The sequence below is a fragment of the Mycobacterium sp. ML4 genome (assembly GCF_054515735.1).
In genome coordinates this window covers 182278-200420 of sequence record NZ_JBTNSY010000006.1, presented here as the reverse complement: position 1 = coordinate 200420, position 18143 = coordinate 182278, and the positions used below count along the sequence as shown (strand labels likewise).

19 protein-coding genes are annotated in these 18143 nt (G+C 68.7%); 14 read left to right on the top strand and 5 right to left on the bottom strand.

The window, feature by feature from the left end; genetic code table 11:
- The first annotated feature begins 17 nt into the window (after positions 1–17).
- The 11 genes from ACX9NE_RS08740 to ACX9NE_RS08690 all read left to right on the top strand — a co-directional run bounded on the left by ACX9NE_RS08740 (position 18) and on the right by ACX9NE_RS08690 (position 8681).
- Positions 18–470 (top strand): nitroreductase family deazaflavin-dependent oxidoreductase, encoded by a 453-nt coding sequence (locus ACX9NE_RS08740; protein WP_459361286.1) that lies wholly within the window; start codon positions 18–20, stop codon positions 468–470.
- Entirely contained in the window at positions 470–1174 is a 705-nt protein-coding gene (locus tag ACX9NE_RS08735; protein WP_459361285.1) for a hypothetical protein, read from the top strand. The genes ACX9NE_RS08740 and ACX9NE_RS08735 overlap by 1 nt, the downstream gene beginning before the upstream one ends.
- Positions 1171–2073, top strand: coding sequence for a 1,4-dihydroxy-2-naphthoyl-CoA synthase (locus tag ACX9NE_RS08730; protein WP_459361284.1), 903 nt, complete (start codon positions 1171–1173; stop codon positions 2071–2073). The genes ACX9NE_RS08735 and ACX9NE_RS08730 overlap by 4 nt, the downstream gene beginning before the upstream one ends.
- 176 nt (positions 2074–2249) lie before the next feature.
- Positions 2250–3131, top strand: a complete 882-nt coding sequence (locus tag ACX9NE_RS08725; RefSeq protein WP_459361283.1) for an SDR family oxidoreductase — start codon at positions 2250–2252, stop codon at positions 3129–3131.
- 16 nt (positions 3132–3147) lie between these two features.
- On the top strand, positions 3148–3768 hold the full coding sequence (locus ACX9NE_RS08720; protein ID WP_459361282.1) for a maleylpyruvate isomerase family mycothiol-dependent enzyme: 621 nt from the start codon (positions 3148–3150) through the stop codon (positions 3766–3768).
- 10 nt (positions 3769–3778) lie between these two features.
- Positions 3779–4165, top strand: coding sequence for a VOC family protein (locus ACX9NE_RS08715; protein ID WP_459361281.1), 387 nt, complete (start codon positions 3779–3781; stop codon positions 4163–4165).
- A gap of 118 nt (positions 4166–4283) precedes the next feature.
- Entirely contained in the window at positions 4284–5522 is a 1239-nt protein-coding gene (locus ACX9NE_RS08710) for an inorganic phosphate transporter (RefSeq protein ID WP_459361280.1), read from the top strand.
- Entirely contained in the window at positions 5519–5806 is a 288-nt protein-coding gene (locus tag ACX9NE_RS08705) for a hypothetical protein (protein WP_459361279.1), read from the top strand. Before ACX9NE_RS08710 ends, ACX9NE_RS08705 begins: the two co-directional genes overlap by 4 nt.
- A 63-nt stretch (positions 5807–5869) precedes the next feature.
- Positions 5870–6178, top strand: a complete 309-nt coding sequence (locus ACX9NE_RS08700) for a DUF3349 domain-containing protein (RefSeq protein ID WP_459361278.1) — start codon at positions 5870–5872, stop codon at positions 6176–6178.
- Positions 6179–6237: 59 nt separating this feature from the next.
- On the top strand, positions 6238–7317 hold the full coding sequence (gene menE, locus ACX9NE_RS08695) for an o-succinylbenzoate--CoA ligase (protein WP_459361362.1): 1080 nt from the start codon (positions 6238–6240) through the stop codon (positions 7315–7317).
- A gap of 11 nt (positions 7318–7328) precedes the next feature.
- Positions 7329–8681, top strand: a complete 1353-nt coding sequence (locus ACX9NE_RS08690; protein WP_459361277.1) for a hypothetical protein — start codon at positions 7329–7331, stop codon at positions 8679–8681.
- A 114-nt stretch (positions 8682–8795) separates the two neighbouring features.
- Here the strand turns inward: ACX9NE_RS08690 and ACX9NE_RS08685 are convergent, their stop codons facing one another.
- Genes ACX9NE_RS08685 through ACX9NE_RS08675 form a run of 3 tightly spaced genes read right to left on the bottom strand, consistent with a single transcriptional unit; the run spans position 8796 to position 12226 of the window.
- Complete coding sequence (locus ACX9NE_RS08685; protein ID WP_459361276.1) at positions 8796–9458, bottom strand: TIGR04282 family arsenosugar biosynthesis glycosyltransferase; 663 nt, start codon at positions 9456–9458, stop codon at positions 8796–8798.
- The gene (locus tag ACX9NE_RS08680) at positions 9455–10105 is read right to left on the bottom strand and encodes a glycosyltransferase family 2 protein (protein ID WP_459361275.1); all 651 of its coding nucleotides are present in this window, start codon (positions 10103–10105) and stop codon (positions 9455–9457) included. The genes ACX9NE_RS08685 and ACX9NE_RS08680 overlap by 4 nt, the downstream gene beginning before the upstream one ends.
- A gap of 27 nt (positions 10106–10132) precedes the next feature.
- A complete protein-coding gene (locus tag ACX9NE_RS08675) occupies positions 10133–12226 on the bottom strand; it encodes a hypothetical protein (protein WP_459361274.1) in 2094 nt (697 codons plus the stop codon).
- A gap of 312 nt (positions 12227–12538) precedes the next feature.
- Here ACX9NE_RS08675 and ACX9NE_RS08670 point away from each other — a divergent pair, with 312 nt between their 5' ends.
- Positions 12539–14242, top strand: coding sequence for a DUF7937 domain-containing protein (locus ACX9NE_RS08670; RefSeq protein WP_459361273.1), 1704 nt, complete (start codon positions 12539–12541; stop codon positions 14240–14242).
- Positions 14243–14248: 6 nt separating this feature from the next.
- Here the strand turns inward: ACX9NE_RS08670 and ACX9NE_RS08665 are convergent, their stop codons facing one another.
- A complete protein-coding gene (locus ACX9NE_RS08665) occupies positions 14249–15280 on the bottom strand; it encodes an NAD-dependent epimerase/dehydratase family protein (protein ID WP_459361272.1) in 1032 nt (343 codons plus the stop codon).
- Complete coding sequence (locus tag ACX9NE_RS08660) at positions 15277–16071, bottom strand: S-methyl-5'-thioadenosine phosphorylase (RefSeq protein WP_459361271.1); 795 nt, start codon at positions 16069–16071, stop codon at positions 15277–15279. The genes ACX9NE_RS08665 and ACX9NE_RS08660 overlap by 4 nt, the downstream gene beginning before the upstream one ends.
- 16 nt (positions 16072–16087) lie before the next feature.
- Here ACX9NE_RS08660 and ACX9NE_RS08655 point away from each other — a divergent pair, with 16 nt between their 5' ends.
- Entirely contained in the window at positions 16088–16960 is an 873-nt protein-coding gene (locus ACX9NE_RS08655; RefSeq protein WP_459361270.1) for a 1,4-dihydroxy-2-naphthoate polyprenyltransferase, read from the top strand.
- A 120-nt stretch (positions 16961–17080) separates the two neighbouring features.
- Positions 17081–18094: a beta-ketoacyl-ACP synthase III gene (fabH, locus tag ACX9NE_RS08650; protein WP_459361269.1), complete on the top strand. Its 1014-nt coding sequence runs from the start codon at positions 17081–17083 to the stop codon at positions 18092–18094.
- Positions 18095–18143: the final 49 nt, after the last annotated feature.

The window sequence follows — 18143 nt, the reverse complement described above, 5'->3', positions numbered from 1 at the left end:
TGGCTACGCTGGCGGGCATGAGCGAGCACAACATCAAGCCACCCTGGTGGCTCAAGCCGCTGAACAAGGTCTTCATCCAGATGTCGAAGCTGGGCATGAACTTCGGCGGTGAAAGCCCCGTCGTGTTGACGGTGCCCGGGCGCAGGTCGGGCAAGCCACGCTCGACGCCGGTGACCCCGATGACGTTGGACGGCAAGCAATACGTGGTGGCCGGCTTCCCGGGCGCCGACTGCGTCAAAAACGTCAGGGCCGCGGGCGAAGTCACGCTTAACCGCGGACGCAAGAGCGAACGTGTCCGGTTGGTGGAACTTCCCGCGACGGAGGCCAGGCCCGTGCTGCGCGCATTCCCCACCGAAGTGCCGACCGGTGTGGGCTTCATGAAGCGTTCCGGACTGGTCAAGGATGGGCGCCCCGAGGAATTCGAGGCCCTGGCCGGGCGCTGCGCCGTGTTCCGTTTCGATCCGATCTGATGCTGCGCGTGTTGATGGCTGCCGGACTGTTCGCCGCCGCCGGCGTGGCCGGGGCAGCACCCGCGCAAGCCGCGCCGGGGTGTGCACCCGGCGGCAACCCGTCACCACTTGACGTCAATACCCGGCAGATCGGCGACGTCGACGGAGACGGCCTGCCCGACATGCTGTGGGTCGGCAAATCCCGCGGCCCGAACGGCGCCATGACGAGGACCGTCGGCATCACCACGGCCAGCGGATCGACCAGCCAGGTTCAGGTCGCCTCAGCAAGCCCAATCCCGCTGCGCGCGTTCGCGGTTGACGTGGCAGACGCTCACCTGGTGATCGCCGGTCTGGGCCGCAGCGCACCTTTGTACGCATTCGCCCAGTGCCGGCTGCACAGCGCCGTCGACGCCCGCCGCGGCCGGCCGTTCGTGTTCGACCTGGAGAATCTGGCGGGCACCGGCACCGGCGTGGGATGCGACGACTTCGGCGACGGCCGGCGCCTCGTCGCGCTACAGGCTCTCGAAGGCGGCGGCCAGTGGACCGTGCGGCGCACCGAAGTCGACCTGAACGGAATGGAAGTCGACCTGAACGGAATAGAGGCCACCTATGGACGCTCCGATACCCTGGCGGCCACGTCCGCGCACGACCCCGCTGTGACCACCGCTCAGACGATCAACTGCGGGGACCGCAACATTGACCAGGATGGAGTTCAAGAGCCTTGACCGACAACCCCTTTGACGCTGCGCAGTGGCGGCTCGTGGACGGCTTCGATGATCTGACCGACATCACCTATCACCGTCATCTGCGTGACGCGACGGTGCGCGTGGCATTCGACCGTCCCGAGGTGCGCAACGCGTTCCGGCCACACACCGTCGACGAGCTCTACCGCGTGCTCGATCATGCGCGGATGTCGCCGGACGTAGGGGTGGTCCTGTTGACGGGTAACGGGCCGTCGCCGAAAGACGGTGGCTGGGCGTTCTGCTCCGGCGGCGATCAGCGCATCCGCGGCCGCAGCGGATATCAGTACGCCAGTGGCGAGACGGCGGACACCGTGGACGCGGCGCGGGCCGGGCGGTTGCATATCCTCGAGGTGCAGCGGCTGATTCGGTTCATGCCGAAGGTGGTGATCTGCCTGGTCAACGGGTGGGCGGCCGGGGGCGGTCACAGCCTGCACGTGGTCTGTGACCTCACCCTGGCAAGCCGTGAGCACGCGCGTTTCAAGCAGACCGATGCCGACGTCGGCAGCTTCGACGGCGGCTACGGCAGCGCGTATCTGGCCCGGCAGGTGGGCCAGAAGTTCGCCCGCGAGATTTTCTTCCTGGGCCGCGCGTATACCGCCGAGCAGATGCACCGCATGGGGGCGGTCAACGAGGTCGTCGATCATGCCGACCTGGAAGCCGTCGCAATCCAGTGGGCTGCCGAAATCAACGCCAAATCGCCTCAGGCACAACGGATGTTGAAGTTCGCATTCAATCTTCTCGACGACGGCCTGGTGGGTCAGCAATTGTTCGCCGGGGAGGCGACCCGGCTGGCTTATATGACCGACGAAGCCGTGGAGGGTCGCGACGCGTTCCTGCAGAAGCGTCCGCCGGACTGGAGCCCGTTCCCGCGGTACTTCTGAGCGGTTTTGCGGCTTGAGCGCGGAACCGAGTTAGCGCTGACTGCAACCCGCCACGATCGAAGTCCATGACTCGGCGTTTTCGCGTGGCGCCAAGATTCGCCTGTCGTGATCGCGCCACCGACGCAGGTGCGATGCTCGGCCAGCAATCGCCAACTGCGCCCGCCTAAACTCCCACCGTGAGCAAGAGTCCGCTGCGCCGCCTGTCCGACCAGATCGTGTTGGCCAGCATGCGCCCGCCGGTTGCGCCTCAGGTGCTGTTCAACCGGCCGGCGATCAAGCCCGTGGAGCTGCGCGGCAAGCGGGTGCTCCTCACCGGAGCCTCATCGGGCATCGGGGCAGCGGCGGCGGCACAGTTCGCCGACCGCGGGGCCTCGGTGGTCGTCGTCGCCCGGCGTCAGGACCTGCTGGACGAACTCGCCGACCACATCGCGACCGCCGGCGGGACCGCGATGTCGATGCCCTGCGACTGCTCCGACATGGACGCCATCGATGCCCTGGTCACCGAGGTGAGACAGCGCATCGGCGGCATCGACATTCTGATCAACAACGCAGGCCGGTCCATCCGCCGGCCGCTGGGCGAATCGCTGGAACGCTGGCACGACGTGGAACGCACCATGGTGCTCAACTACTACGCGCCGCTGCGGCTGATCCGCGGGCTGGCGCCGGGGATGATCGAGCGCGGCGACGGGCACATCATCAACGTCTCCACCTGGGGGGTGCTCAACGAGGCGGCGCCACTGTTCTCGGTCTACAACGCTTCTAAGGCGGCCCTGACCGCGGTAACCCGGATCGCCGAAACGGAGTGGGGCCCCAGGGGTGTGCACTCGACGGTGCTGTACTACCCTCTGGTCGCCACCCCGATGATCGCGCCGACCAAGGCCTACGACGGGATGCCGGCGCTGACATCGCAGGAGGCGGGAGAGTGGATGATCACCGCCGCCCGCACCCGGCCGGTGCAGATTGCGCCCCGGATGGCCATTGCGGCCAAAGCGCTCAACACCGTCGGGCCCCGTTGGGTCAACACTTTGATGCAAAGACGCAACAACCAGCACGGCTGAGCCAGGAAGGATCCCGATGACCGATATCTGGACCACGATCGCCGCCGAGCGCGGCGCCCTCGCCGACGACCTGGCCGCGCTGACCCCGGCGCAATGGGACACGCCGTCACTCTGCTCGGCCTGGACGGTCCGCGACGTTGTCGCGCACCTGTCCGCCACCGCCTCGATGAGCCCCGGCAGATTCTTCGCCGGGATGGCCAGGGCCGGATTCAGCTTCGCCAGGTTCTCCGCGGCTCAGCTGGCGCGACACCGCGGCCCCGACCCGGCCGCCACCCTGGCCGACTTCCGCAGCCTGCGGGACTCCACTTCGTCGCCGCCTGGGCCGAAAGTCTCCTGGCTGGGCGAGATCGTGATCCACAGCGCCGACATCCGCCGTCCGCTGGGCATCGCGCACACCTACAAACCCGGTGCGGTGCGCCAGGTGATCGACTTCTACAAAGGCTCCAACATGCTCAGCGGTGCCAAGAACCGGGCCGCCGGCCTGGCGCTGCAGGCCACCGACGAGGACTGGCGACACGGGCAGGGCGAGCCGGTCGAAGGTCCCGTGCTCTCGCTGCTGCTGGCCATCACCGGCCGGGCGGCGGCCTGCGACGACCTGACCGGACCCGGCGTGGCGACCCTGCGCGAGCGGTGCTAGACACGACAACATGGAGATTCTGGCGAGCCGGATGCTGCTTCGACCGGCGGACTATCAACGCTCGCTGACCTTCTACCGCGACGAGATCGGGTTGGCGATCGCTCGTGAATACGGCGCAGGCACAGTATTTTTCGCCGGGCAGTCGTTGCTGGAACTGACCGGCTACGACGAACCGGACCATTCCCGGGGACCCTTTCCCGGCGCGCTGTGGCTGCAGGTGCGCGACCTGGCCGCAACCCAGGACGAGCTCAGAGACCGGGGCGTGCCCATCGCCCGCGAGGCGCGCCGCGAACCGTGGGGCCTGCACGAGATGCACGTGACCGATCCCGACGGCGTCACGCTGATCTTCATCGAGATCCCGCCGGGTCATCCGTTACGGACCGACACCCGGCAATGAGTCCCGGCGAAGCAAAGATGAACTACCGGGTAACATTCGGCGACGACTCGCGATATTCCTGCGTTCATCCTGTTCATCCGTTCGACAAGGGATACTCCGACCACAAGAATCAGGCCCTGTGAACATTCAGCTGTTCCTCTTGATCATCGTCGTGATCACCGCACTGGCGTTCGACTTCACCAACGGATTCCACGACACCGGTAACGCCATGGCAACCTCGATCGCCAGCGGCGCGCTGGCGCCGAAGGTCGCGGTCGCGCTGTCGGCGGTGCTGAACCTCATCGGCGCCTTCCTGTCCACGGCAGTGGCGGCGACCATCGCCAGGGGTCTGATCGACGCGAACCTGGTGACGCTCGAGCTGGTATTCGCCGGGCTGGTGGGCGGGATCGTCTGGAACCTGCTCACCTGGCTGCTCGGCATTCCCTCGAGCTCCTCACACGCACTAATCGGCGGGATTGTCGGCGCGACCATCGCGGCGGTCGGCGGACATGGAGTGATCTGGAAAGGCGTCGTCTCCAAGGTGCTGATCCCAGCCGTCATCGCCGCGCTGCTGGCGATCGTCGTCGGTGCGGCGGCCACCTGGCTGGTCTACCGGATCACGCGCGGCACCACGGACGAGCGCACCGAGTCCGGGTTCCGGCGGGGACAGATCGGCTCGGCGTCACTCGTCTCGCTGGCGCACGGCACCAACGACGCACAGAAGACCATGGGGGTGATCTTCCTGGCGTTGATGTCCTACGGTGCGGTTAGCAAGACCGACGTGATGCCGCCGCTGTGGGTGATCGTGGCCTGCGCCGTGGCGATGGCGGGCGGCACCTACCTCGGCGGCTGGCGGATCATCCGCACGCTGGGCAAGGGCCTGGTGGAGATAAAGTCGCCGCAAGGAATGGCCGCCGAATCATCTTCGGCCGCAGTGATATTGCTGTCGGCTCATTTCGGCTACGCGCTGTCGACCACCCAGGTCTGCACCGGCTCGGTGCTGGGCAGCGGGGTCGGCAAGCCCGGCGCCGAGGTGCGTTGGGGAGTGGCCGGTCGGATGGCCACGGCATGGTTGGTCACGCTGCCGTTGTCGGGTCTGGTCGGTGCGCTCACCTACTGGATAGTGCACTTCATCGGCGGATACCCCGGCGCGATCATCGGCTTCTCGCTGTTGATCGCGGTTTCGGCCACCATCTACCTCCGGTCGCGCAGGGCGAAGATCGACCACAAGAACGTCAACGCCGAATGGGAAGGCCACCTGACGGCCGGACTGGACGCCACCGAGCCGCCGCAACCACCCGACACGGGGTCCAAGCCAGGAGGTCCAGCCCAGCAGTTCGGTTCCGACGGCCAGATCCCCGCACGGAACGTCTCATGAACGCCTGGTTCAACTACGAAGCCACCGGGAAGATCCTGATCTTCAGCCTGCTGGCGGGCGCGGCATTGCCGGGACTGTTCGCGCTGGGTGTAAGACTGCAGGCCGCAGGGGGCGGCACCCTGAACACCAACGGGCTCGCCGGAAAGCAGCGGCCGTTGCTGACAGCCATTGCCTGGGCGATCTACGCGGTGGTCCTCGTGGTCGTCATCCTCGGCGTGCTCTACATCGCCCGCGACTTTATCGCCCACCACACGCACTATCCATTCCTGGGCGCCAAACCGTAACCCGGATCCCCCTCGACAAGACTCAAGTTTCGGCGACGACACTGGGGGTAAGTTGATCGCACAATGAACCATTTCCTGAGTTCGATCGTCTCGTGGCTGCGCGCGGGATATCCGGAGGGCATTCCGCCGACGGATACCTTTGCCGTGCTGGCGTTGCTGGCGCGTCGCCTGACCAACGACGAAATCGTCACGGTGGCCAGCGAGTTGATGCGGCGCGGCGAATTCCACATCGACAACATCGACATCGGCGTGGCGATCACTCAGCTCACCGACGAACTGCCCTCCCCCGCGGACGTCGAGCGCGTCCGGCAGCGACTGGCCGTCCAGGGCTGGCCGCTCGATGACGTGCGCGACAATGGAGACCACCTATAGCGGTCCTGCGGGCGCTGCGCGTCGCACCGGGTTCGGCGACCCGGCAGCTGCTGCCCGCCCTGCGGCGAGTTCTCGACGGTCGGGACGGCGCGCTCGTCGCCGCGCCGGAGCACAATCTCGAGTCCGTCGTGGGTGGCTTGCGGGTCGGTGAGGAGATCGATGATGACGTCGCGCTGGTGGTGGCGACATCAGGAACCACCGGAGCGCCCAAAGGCGCATTGCTGACGTCGGCCGCGCTGACCGCGAGCGCGACGGCCAGCCACCACCGCCTCGGCGGCCCGGGGCGGTGGCTGCTTGCCATACCGCCGTACCACATCGCCGGGCTGCAGGTGCTGATCCGCAGTGCGCTGGCCGATTCCGAGCCGGTCGAGCTCGATGTGTCGGCCGGCTTCGATGTCCGCCAATTGCCAACTGCGGTAGCGCGTTTGGGGTCGGGGCGGCGATACACGTCGCTAGTCGCCAATCAGCTGGCCAAGGTACTGGCCGACCCGGCCGCCACGGCCGCGCTGCGGGAACTGGATGCCATCCTGCTGGGTGGCGGACCGGCGCCGCGACCGGTGCTCGATGCCGCAAAAGCGGCGGGCATCAGCGTGGTACGGACCTACGGCATGAGCGAGACGGCAGGCGGTTGCGTGTACGACGGGGTGCCGCTGGACGGCGTGCAGTTGCGGGTCCGCGAGGACGGCAGGATCGCACTCGGCGGTGCCACCCTGGCCAAGGGGTATCGCAACCCGGTCGAGCCCAACCCGTTCGAAGCGGGCTGGTTTCTGACCGATGACATTGGCTCCCTTGATGATTCGGGTGTTTTGACTGTGCTCGGCCGCAGCGACGACGCGATCAACACAGGCGGGCTGACCGTGCTGCCCGGACCCGTCGAGGCCGCCTTGTGTACCCATCCCGCGGTCCACGACTGTGCGGTGTTCGGGGTCGACGACGAGCGGCTCGGCCAACGCGTGGTCGCCGCCGTGGTGGTCGGTGCCCGATCCACGGCGCCGACGCTGGCGGAGCTGCGGGCCCACGTCGCACGCATGCTGGATGCCAGCGCCGCACCGCGGGAGCTGCATGTGGTCGCGGAGCTACCGCGGCGCGGTATCGGGAAGGTCGACCGCCGGGCGCTGAGGCAACGGTTCGGTCAATAGGCTGATCGATCGTGAAGACTGCCCGCCGGGAAATATTCGCGGTCGCGGTCGCGGCCATTCTGGTTGCGGCCGCGTTCGTGCTGCCTCGAATGGACGTCGGCGTCAAACCGAGGTCGGACATCGGGCTGGAGCGGTTCGCCATGCGCGCGGGCGCCGCGCCGATCTTCGGGTACTGGGATGTTCACTTCGGCTGGGGCACGATGGCGGCGCTTGTTATCGCGGTAGTTGCGGTGTGGTGGGGGCCGGTTGTGGCGCAACGCGTTTCGTGGCGCGCACTGACGCTGGCCGCGTGGGCGACGGCGGCGCTGTGGGCGTTTTCGCTGGCCATGATCGATGGCTGGCAGCGCGGCTTCGCAGGCCGCTTGACCACCCGTGACGAGTACCTGTGGGAGGTGCCGGGCATCACGGACATCCCGGCGACGCTGCGTACGTTCGCCAGTCGGATCGTCGACTTCCAGCCGCATTCGTGGACCACCCACGTCTCCGGCCATCCTCCGGGTGCGGTGCTGACGTTCGTCTGGCTGGACCGGATCGGCCTGCACGGCGGTGCCTGGGCCGGGCTTTGGTGTCTACTGCTGGGCTCGAGTGCGGCCGCGGCCGCGGTGGTCGCCGTGCGGGCACTGGCCGGCGAGAGCACGGCGCGGCGCGCGGCCCCGTTTGTCGCCGTTGCCCCCACGGCGATCTGGGTCGCGGTATCGGCGGATGGATACTTCGCCGGCGTGGCGGCCTGGGGGATCGCGCTGCTGGCGTTGGCGGTTCACGGTGGGGTTCGGTTTCCCGCATTGACCGGCGCGGGAGCGGGACTGGTGCTCGGCTGGGGCATCTTCTTGAGCTACGGCCTGGTGCTGATCGGGTTGCCGGCCGTGGCGGTGCTGGTCTCGGCGGCCGACTGGCGCGCGGCGCTGCGCGCACTGGGACCGGCCGCGCTGGCTGCGGTATCGGTGGCGGCGACCTTCGCGGTGGCGGGGTTTTACTGGTTCGACGGGTATACCTTTGTGCACCAACGTTATTGGCAAGGCATCGCGAAGGACCGGCCATTCCAGTACTGGAGCTGGGCCAACCTGGCGTGCGTAGTGTGTTCGATCGGGCTGGGCTCCGTCGCCGGAATCAGTCGCGTTTTCGACAGAGCAGCCATCCGACGCCGATCCGGGCTGCACCTGCTGCTGCTGGCCACGTTGGCCGCAATCATCTGCGCCGACCTGAGCATGCTGAGCAAGGCCGAGACCGAAAGGATCTGGCTGCCGTTCACCGTGTGGCTGACCGCGGCGCCGGCGCTGTTACCGGTGCGATCACATCGGGTATGGCTGGCGATCAACGCCACTGGGGCAATGCTGCTCAATACCGTGATCTTCACCAACTGGTAGGAGCACGCAAGACCGCCACCATCCGGTCGCGGCTACTCCCAATCGCGCCGGACAACACACGATCCAGCCGGAACAGGCACGTCGGTCCAACCCAGCCGTCGGGAGTCAGGCACCTCAAAGACCGGCGGCACGCGTCGCGCGCACGAAGCGGCTGTCCGAACCGCAGGCTTCGCGCACGGCCGCGACGTCGTCTATGACGTCGACGTCGGCCAGCCGCTGCACCAGATCGACCTCGATACCGCTGCCGCGCAGAGCTTTCAGCGTCAGTTCACCGGTATCCGGTTGTGACATCGGGACGCCGCGCAGACAGCCGGCCAAAGCCGGGTTGTGCACGCCGAGCACCCACCATCCCCCGTCGAGCGCCATCCCCAGCACGGCCGCGGACTGCAGCAACCGTCGCGCGCACTGGGTCAGCAGCCCCGCGCTCACCTGCGGCGTGTCCATCCCGATCTGCAACACGGGATGGCCGCAGCGGCCGGCGTCGGCGTGCGCGTTGGCCAGGCGATCGGCGAAGTCGTCGCCGCGCTGCGCGACCACCGTGAACGACTCGAGCCGCCGCCGGAGTTCGTCGGCGTTCGCTGCGGCGTCCAGGTCACCGGTCAGTGCGACCACCCGCGCGGCCACCGGGGTCGCCATCACGGCATCCAGTGTGTCGAGCAGCGCGGCGGCCGCGATCTCGGCGGCGAGGCGGTCGCCGACCGTCGCCGCCAGCCGGGTCTTGGCCCGGCCCGGCTGCGGCGCCTTGGCGACCACCAGCACCGTGACCGGCAGATTCACGAGATCACCTTCCAGAAGTCCAGAATCGCGGTGATGCTGCCTCGCAGCGACCCGCTCACTTTGGACTTGCCGCCCGTCCGCGGGCCGTAGCTGACATCGAGTTCGACCACCTGCCAGCCGGCGGCCGCGGCCCGGACCAGCAGCTCCAGCGGATAGCCAGAGCGCCGGTCGGTGACACCCAGCTTCAACAGCGCCTCACGGTGGGCAACCCGCATGGGCGCGATGTCGTGTACCGGCAGACCGTGGCGGGTACGTAGTCGCCAGCTCATCACCACGGTGCCCACCCGTGCGACCCACGGCCAGTGCAGTCCGGGCACCGGGCGGCGCCGGCCGGTCACCATGTCGGCGCCTCGGTCCAATTCGGCGACCAGCCTGGGCAGCTCTGCGGCGTCCATCGATCCGTCGGCGTCGATGACAGCCACGACGGGTGTCGTCGCGGCGACCACACCCGCATGGACCGCCGCGCCGTATCCCGGCCGCGGCTCGGTGACTACCCGGGCACCATGGCTGGCGGCCACGGCAGCGGTGCGATCGGTGCTGTTGTTGTCCACCACCAGCGCCTGGTAGCCCGGCGGAATGGCGGCCAGCACCGCAGGGAGCGACTCCTCCTCATTGAGGCAGGGCAGCACAACCGTCACAGCGGACACGGGAAATCCTGTCGCGGCCGGATCAGATCACCGTGGCCCGCCGCTGCTGCCGCCCGAGGGCGGTTTCGGCGCCTGCTGCGTCGGCGGCTTGGGCGCCACAGTCTGCGGCGCCTGCGTCTGCGGTGCCTGCGTCTGCGGTGCCTGCGTCCTGGGCTGCGGGGCCTGCGTGGGCTGCGGCGCCTGCGTGGGCTGCGGCGCGTACGTGGTGGGCTGCGGCGCGTACGTGGTGGGCTGCGGCGCAGCGGTAGTCGGCTTCGGCGCGACGGTGGTCGGCGCGGCCGTGGTGGGCGCAATCGTCGTCGAATACGGGGCCTGCGTCGTCGGTGCGGTGGTGGGCGGAGTCGTCGCCGGCGTGGTCGGTGGCGTGGTCGTCGGAACCGTCGTAGAGGGCGGGGTGGTGGGCGGCGTTGTGGGGGGCGTGGTGGGGGGCGTCGTCGGCGGTGTGGTGGTCACCGGCGTGGTGTAGGGCGTCGTCGGCGGCGTCGTGTAGGTCGGCGTCACCACCGGCCACGTAGGCATGCCCGGCACCCAGCCGGGGTAGGGCGGAACGATCGGAACCGGAATCGGCGCCGGGACGGGCACCGGCGCGGCGGGCTGAGGCGCGGGTGCCGGCTGCACCGGCGCCTGTCGAGGAACGTTCTGCACGGCCGGAATGCTGCCGCCCTGGAAGCCCGCGGTAGGCAGGTCGGGCGGCGGCGGCGGAACCGGAGCCTGCTGTTCGGTGGGCAGCAGCGGCATGAACTTGCCCGGCTGAGCGTTCTGGTGGCCTTCGACCGGAAGTGTCGACGCGGTGGGGCGGACGGTGACCGCGACCGCGACCGCCAGCGAAGCGAATCCGAGTACCGCGAACCCCATGACCGCGTTGCTGATCAGCAGTCGCCGCAGATTGTGCGGCTGTCCGCCGGCTTCCGGGTCGTCCTCGTCGACGCCGTCGTCGAATTCGTCGTACTCATCGCCGTATTCACCGAAGCCGTCGGTGTCCATCGGCAGGATGTCGTACTCACTGGCCTCCGAATAGGCCAGCTGCTCGCCTCCGGTGCCGGGTTGCCCGGCGTCGGGCGAGGACAAGTAGGCGGTCGCATCGCCGGGGACCTGTGCGGCCATCGTCGCGTCCGGGGACGCGGTGGGCGCGGCCATCGTCGCGTCGCCGGCGAAGCCCTGATGTCCGTGCGCGTGTTGGGCGAAACCCTGATGCGCCATCGTCGCACCCAACCCCGGCGCGTCCGGCGACGACGTCGGGCCACCGGGCCCACCGCCCGGCCCACCGGCCGACCACCCCGGCGCGTCCGGCGACGACGTCGGTCCACCGGCCGACCACCCCGGCGCGTCCGGCGACGACGTCGGTCCACCCCCGGGCGCCCCGGACGACCAACCCTGATGCGCCATGGGAGCGTCGACTGAAGAACCCGCGGCCGCGCCAGGCCCGTCGGCAGGTATCACCGGCGCCGCCATCGTCGCGTCGGCGGGCAACGCCGGGTGAGCCGTCGTGGCACTGACGCCGTCGGCGGCCGCACCCTGGGCCAGTGCAAAGTCGGGGTCCGCCGGGATCTGTACGCCCATGGTCGAGGCAGACTGCAGATGGTCGGCGAACATGGCCGTGTTCTCGGAGGAGCTACCCACCACCAGCACATCGTTCGGGCTACCGGCCTGACCGGGGATCTGGGACATCAGGGTGTCGAACGTTGCCCCGGGATCACTCTCCATCGGCGTCGACGCCAGTACCGTCGGCGGCGAGTCCGGATCCCCCGTCACCGCCAGGCTGGCGGTCTCATTGCCGACCAACAGCACGGCGGCGGCGCCGCGCCCGGGGTTCAGCAAGGCCGTGGCAGCCCGCGACTCCGACACCACCTCGACGTTCGCCAGACGGGCGTAATCCAGGGCATCCCGCAGCTGGCGGGCCAGGTACGGGTCCGACCAGACCAGTCGGGTGGCCCGCAGGCGGTGGCCCTCGTCGGCCAGCAGTCGATTCGTGCCGACGACCGTCTCGGTGAGGTCCGCGACCGGGTCATGGGACAGTTCGACCGTGGACTGGTCGATCACCTGGTTACCGCGGCCGCCCGCGGCGACCAGAGCCAGGCGTGCGACCCGGCCGGTGACGGCCACCCCCAACACGACGTCCATTTATGGCTCCCCTTCGGGCCGGCCACCCCACGACCAGCAATGTCCCGGCATCATTACACTTTGTACCGTCGGCAAATATTCGTCATTCGGGCGTCAAGGCAACCCCATGAGCGCAGCGTAATCGGATTTCCACTCCTAGGGATGCTCACCAAGGATCCCGTCCACGTTCATAACCTGTTCACAGCCACGGCCGCACATCCGAATGGAGAATATGTTCGCAAGGGAACAACGCAGCGGGCCCGGCAGGGGGTTCCCTGACAACACCGCCGAACCTGCCCCGGCAGCACCCGACCTCGATCCCTGGGGGGCATCGTGAGCCTGAACACCGACGACACGCCGACCGGACCCATCGCGGGTGTGCGACAGGCGCCCCCGGGTGCCGGCCGGCAGCCGCAGCCGGGGCCGGACAGCGGGCCCAGCGACGTCAGCCTCAAGCCGCCGGTCCCCGGCCCGCAGAATTCCCGGCGACTCACCCGGGCGCGCAACGTCCTTCGTGATCTGGTCGCCATCGTCTTCCTCGCCCTGGCACTGCTTTTTCCGTGGAACCTGTACTTCGGTTACGCAGTCCCGGACAGCAGAACGGTGCTGTGGATATTGCTGTGGTCGGTCACCGCGCTGTCCGTCACATCGGCGATCGTGTCGCTTGCCCGCTCGGAACCCCGCCGGGGCGCAGGTCTGCGGCTCGCACTCAACATCCCCTACCTGCTGCTGGTGCTGGGCTTCGTAGTCTTCGATGTATTCGAGTCGATCCGGTTCGGCGGTCAGGTCAACGTGCCCGGCGGCATCGGCCCGGGGGGATGGCTGGGGGTCGCGGGTGCGCTGCTGGCGGCGCAACCGATGTTGACCAGCCCGACCATGGACGAAGCGAGCTACCACAGATGGTTGCGCGCCGCCCGGATCATCGGCTACGCATCGATGTTCGGGGCATCGTTGACCGCGGGGTTCAACCTGTGCTGGCGCGTGCGTTACGCCCTGCAGGGCGTCGACGGCTCGGAATTCGGTACCCGCAACACCGCGGTCATTCTCACCGCGGTGGTGTACGGCGTGGTGGCCCTGACCGCGGTGCTGGTGGCCTCACGGTGGATCCTGCGCAACACCCCGGCGTCGCGGTTCGCCACCGTCGCGCTGGCCGGCTCTGCGCTGGTGGCCGCGATGACGGTGTGGCTTCTTCCGGTCGGCCGTGAGATCGACGCGTTTCACGGCATCGCTCAGAACACCTCGATGGCGGGAGTGGGCTACGAGGGTTATCTGGCCTGGGTGGCGGCAGCGGCCCTGTTTGTTCCGCTGACCCTGTTCTGCGGCGCGGAGGTGCGCAACGACCGGGAGGTGTGGCGCGGCGCGATCAGAAAAGCGTTGATGTTGATAGTCGTCGGGTGCGCGGGTTCGGCGCTGATGCGGATTACCGATCTGGTGGTCGCGGTGATGCTCAACTATCCCGCCTTCCCCTACACCTCCCTGACGTTGGCGACGTTCGATGTGACGGCTGCGGCGCTGGCGCTGTGGCTGCGCGCGCGGCTGACGTCCGGCCCGCTGCGGTCGCGGCTCATCACCGTGTTGAGCGGACTGGTGGTCTCCCTGATGTTTTCGCGCGTCATCCTCGGGGTCGTGCTGGCCCCGCGCTTCGCGCCGCAAGGGCCCGTCAACCCGGTCTACGGGAACAGTCTGGCCCAGCAGATCACCAGCACCTTCGACGTGACGCTGTGCGGCCTGGCGCTGTGCGTCTTCGCCGCGGTCATCATCGCGGCCCGGATCCGCAAGCCGCGGCGACGCCCGCGCCGGCAGGGTCCGGCCCAGCGTCCCACGACCCGCCCGCCGGTGCCCATCCCCACCCGCCCCGGCCCTGCCCCGCCGCCGTCGGAGGCCGGGACGATGCAGTTCGGGGCGGCCCGAACCCAGCACGACGCCCCGAACGCGGTGCTGTCCGCGCCGGGGCCGGCGCCGCGGATCTTCCGGTCCAGCGAAACCACCGGACCGGTGCGCCCCAAGATCTACCGGCCGCCCGGCAACCCGTCCTAAGGACGGCTACCGCAACGGAGCGAAGGCGAACTCCCGCAGTCCCTGCGCGGGCTCGATGGCGGCTCGGAACCCGAGCACATCGGCGGCGCGGGCAGGATCGGCCACGATGTGGCGCACGTCCCCGCTGCGGTACTGCCCGGTGACGACCGGGGACGATTCCCCGCCGCGCGCCTGGCACAACGCGACGGCCACCTCGCGGATCGAGATGGGGCGACCGGAGCAGACGTTGGCCGCGATGAAGCCCTGCACCTCCGCCGTCGCCGCCGCCACATTGGCGGCGGCGATGTCGTCGACATGCACGAAGTCACGCATCTGAGCGCCGTCTTCGTAAACCCGCGGCGGTTCACCCTTTTCCAGTGACGAGCGGAAGATGGCCGCCACCCCGGAATACGGCGTATCCCGTGGCATGCCCGGGCCGTACACGTTGTGGTAACGCAGCGCCACGACGGAGCCGCCGGTGGCCTCTGACCACGCCAGCGCATAGTGCTCCTGCGCGGTTTTACTGGCCGCGTACAAGCTGCGCGGTCGCAGCGGCGCGTCCTCGTCCACCAGTTGCCAACCGACCGGGTCGCCGCAGTACGGGCAGCGGTGCTCGAATACCCCGGCGTCCAGATCGCTGCGGCGCCGGGGCCGCGGGTCGACCAGTCCGTGCTCGCCGCAGGAATACCGCCCCTGCCCGTACACCACCATCGACGACGCCAATACCAGGCGCGACACCCCGGCGGCGAACATCTGGGCCAACAGCACGGTCGTGCCCAGATCGTTGTGCCCGCCGTACTCGGGTGCATCGGCGGCATCGACCCCGGCACCGACCATCGCGGCCTGGTGACACACCAGGTCGGCACCCGCCAGAAACGGAGCCAATGCGTCGGCGTCGCGCACGTCGACCCGGTGACAGCCCTGCGGGAGCACGGCATCGGGGCCGTGCGCGGCGGGCAGCAATGCGTCCACACCGATCACCTCGTGGCCGGCTGCGCGCAGCGCGGCATCCACCCGGGACCCGATGAACCCGGCCGCGCCGGTGAGCAGCACCCTCATGGCAGCTCGAACGGCAGCGAAACCCCGGCATGCTGCAGACAGTGGGTACAGGTGCGCTCGGGTGCGACGCGGCCGATCGCCGTGCGCACCAGCTCCTTGAACATCCCCATGTTCTGTTTGAATTCAGCGAAGACGTCCTCTGCCTTCACGCCCTCGCCGACAGCCACCCCCGCATCCACGTCGGTAATCAAAGCTATTGCTGCATAACATAATTCGAGTTCGCGCGCCAGGATGGCCTCCGGGTATCCGGTCATGTTGATCACGCTGAAACCTGCGCTGGCGAACCACTGACTTTCGGCCCGGGTGGAAAACCGGGGGCCCTGAATCACCACCATGGTGCCGCCGTCGACCACCTCGGGCAGTTCGGTGACCGCGGTGCGCAGTGTCGGGCAGTACGGGTCGGCGAAGCTGGTGTGCACCCCGCCGGTGTCGAAGTAGGTATCGGCCCGACCGGTGGTGCGGTCGACGAGTTGATCGGGCACCACCACCGTGCCCCGCCCGATCCCGGGCCTCAGGCTGCCGACCGCGCACGGCGCGAACACCCGCCGCACGCCCAGCGCGCGCAGGGCCCACAGGTTGGCGCGGTAGGGGACGGTGTGCGCCGAATACTCGTGCCCCGTGCCGTGCCGGGGCAGAAAGGCGACTTCGTGCTCGCCGATCGCACCGACGGTGATGGGGGCGCTGGGTTCACCCCACGGAGTTTCCGGACGGACGGTGCGGACGTCCGAGTCGAAGAACGTATAGAAACCGGTACCGCCGATCACTCCGAGCACCCGCGCAATCTTAGGCATAGGGCAGGATGCGTTGGTGGCCAGTTTTGCCCAATGGGTTTCCGGGGCGCGTCCGCGCACGCTGCCCAACGCGGTTGCCCCCGTCATCGCGGGCACCGGTGCCGCGGCGTGGTTGCACGCGGCGGTGTGGTGGAAGGCGCTGCTGGCTTTCGGTGTCGCCGTGTCGTTCGTCGTCGGGGTCAACTACGCCAACGACTACTCCGACGGCATCCGGGGCACCGACGACGAGCGCGCCGGCCCGATGCGGCTGGTGGGTTCGCGGTCGGCGACCCCGCGGGCGGTGCTGACCGCGGCGCTGGTGAGCTTGTCGGTCGGCTGCGTGGCCGGGCTGGCACTGGCGCTGCTCAGCGCGCCGTGGCTGATCGCCGTGGGCGCCGTATCCGTGCTGGGCGCCTGGCTGTACACCGGAGGGTCCAGGCCGTACGGCTATGCGGGGCTGGGTGAGGCCGCCGTGTTCATCTTCTTCGGTCTGGTCGCGGTGCTCGGCACGCAGTACACGCAAGCCCTGCGGGTGGACTGGGTGGGTCTGGTGCTGGCGGTGGGCATTGGGGCGCTGTCGTCATCGGTATTGGTGGCCAACAACCTGCGCGACATCCCCACTGACTCGCAGTCCGGCAAGATCACCCTGGCGGTACGCCTGGGGGACAGCCGCACCCGTGTGCTCTACCACACGCTGCTGGTCGTCCCGGCCCTGCTGACGTTGGTCCTGATGATTGCGACGCCCTGGTGCGCGGTGGGTCTGGTGGCCGCCCCGCTGGCCGTGCGGGCCGACCGGCCGGTGCGCTCCGGCAGCGGCGGCCCAGAGCTGATCCCGGTGCTGCGCGACACCGGGCTGGCGATGGTGGTGTGGGCCGTCGCCGTCGCCGGCGCGCTGGCGCTGAACCGGTAAGCCTTCTCGACCCTGCGTGTCCAAGGCCCCGGTGCACGCGCTCAGCAAGCACGCCTAGAGTCGATCACGCCCGCCGCGGCATAAGCGATGGTGCTGCGGCGTGCGGGAAGGACGAGGTTGATGACCGAGATCGCCACAGTCAGTGGCCCCACGAACATCGGACTGCTCAGTGTCGGCGCGTACCGTCCCGAGCGGGTCGTCACCAACGACGAGATTTGCGAGAAGATCGACTCGTCCGACGAATGGATCTACTCCCGCACCGGAATCAAAACGCGCCGGTTCGCCGCCGACGATGAGTCGGCCGCCTCGATGGCGGCCGAGGCGTGCCGGCGGGCTCTGAAGAACGCCGATCTGTCCGGGGCTGACATCGACGGCGTGATCGTCACGACCAATACCCACTTCCTGCAGACGCCGCCGGCAGCACCCATGGTCGCGGCCGCGCTCGGTGCCAAAGATGTGCTGGGTTTCGATATCTCGGCGGGTTGCGCCGGATTCGGCTACGCGTTGAGCACCGCGACAAACATGATCCGCGGCGGCGGCGCCCGCACGATGCTGGTGGTCGGCACCGAAAAGCTGTCACCCACCATCGACATGTACGACCGCGGGAACTGCTTCATCTTCGCCGACGGCGCCGCCGCGGTCGTGGTGGGCGAGACACCGTTCCAGGGCATCGGCCCGACGATCGCCGGCAGCGACGGTGAGCAGTCCAGTGCGATCCGCCAGGACATCGACTGGATCACGTTCGCGCAGAACCCGAGCGGTCCGCGCCCGTTCGTGCGACTCGAAGGTCCGGCGGTGTTCCGTTGGGCGGCGTTCAAGATGGGCGATGTCGGCCGCCGGGCGCTCGAGGCGGCCGGCGTCGCGCCCGATCAGATCGACGTGTTCGTGCCCCACCAGGCCAATACGCGGATCAACGACCTGCTGGTCAAGAACCTCGAGTTGCGCCCGGACACCGTCGTCGCCAACGACATCGAGCACGCCGGGAACACCTCCGCGGCTTCCATCCCGCTGGCCATCGCGGAATTGATGGACAAGGGCGCGGCAAAGCCGGGTGATCTGGCTCTGCTGATCGGCTACGGTGCCGGTCTGACCTACGCCGCGCAGGTCGTGCGGATGCCGTTGCACAGCGACTGAACGATCAGCGCGGTCTGCGCGGATGGATGTCGAACAGTTCGGCCGCCGG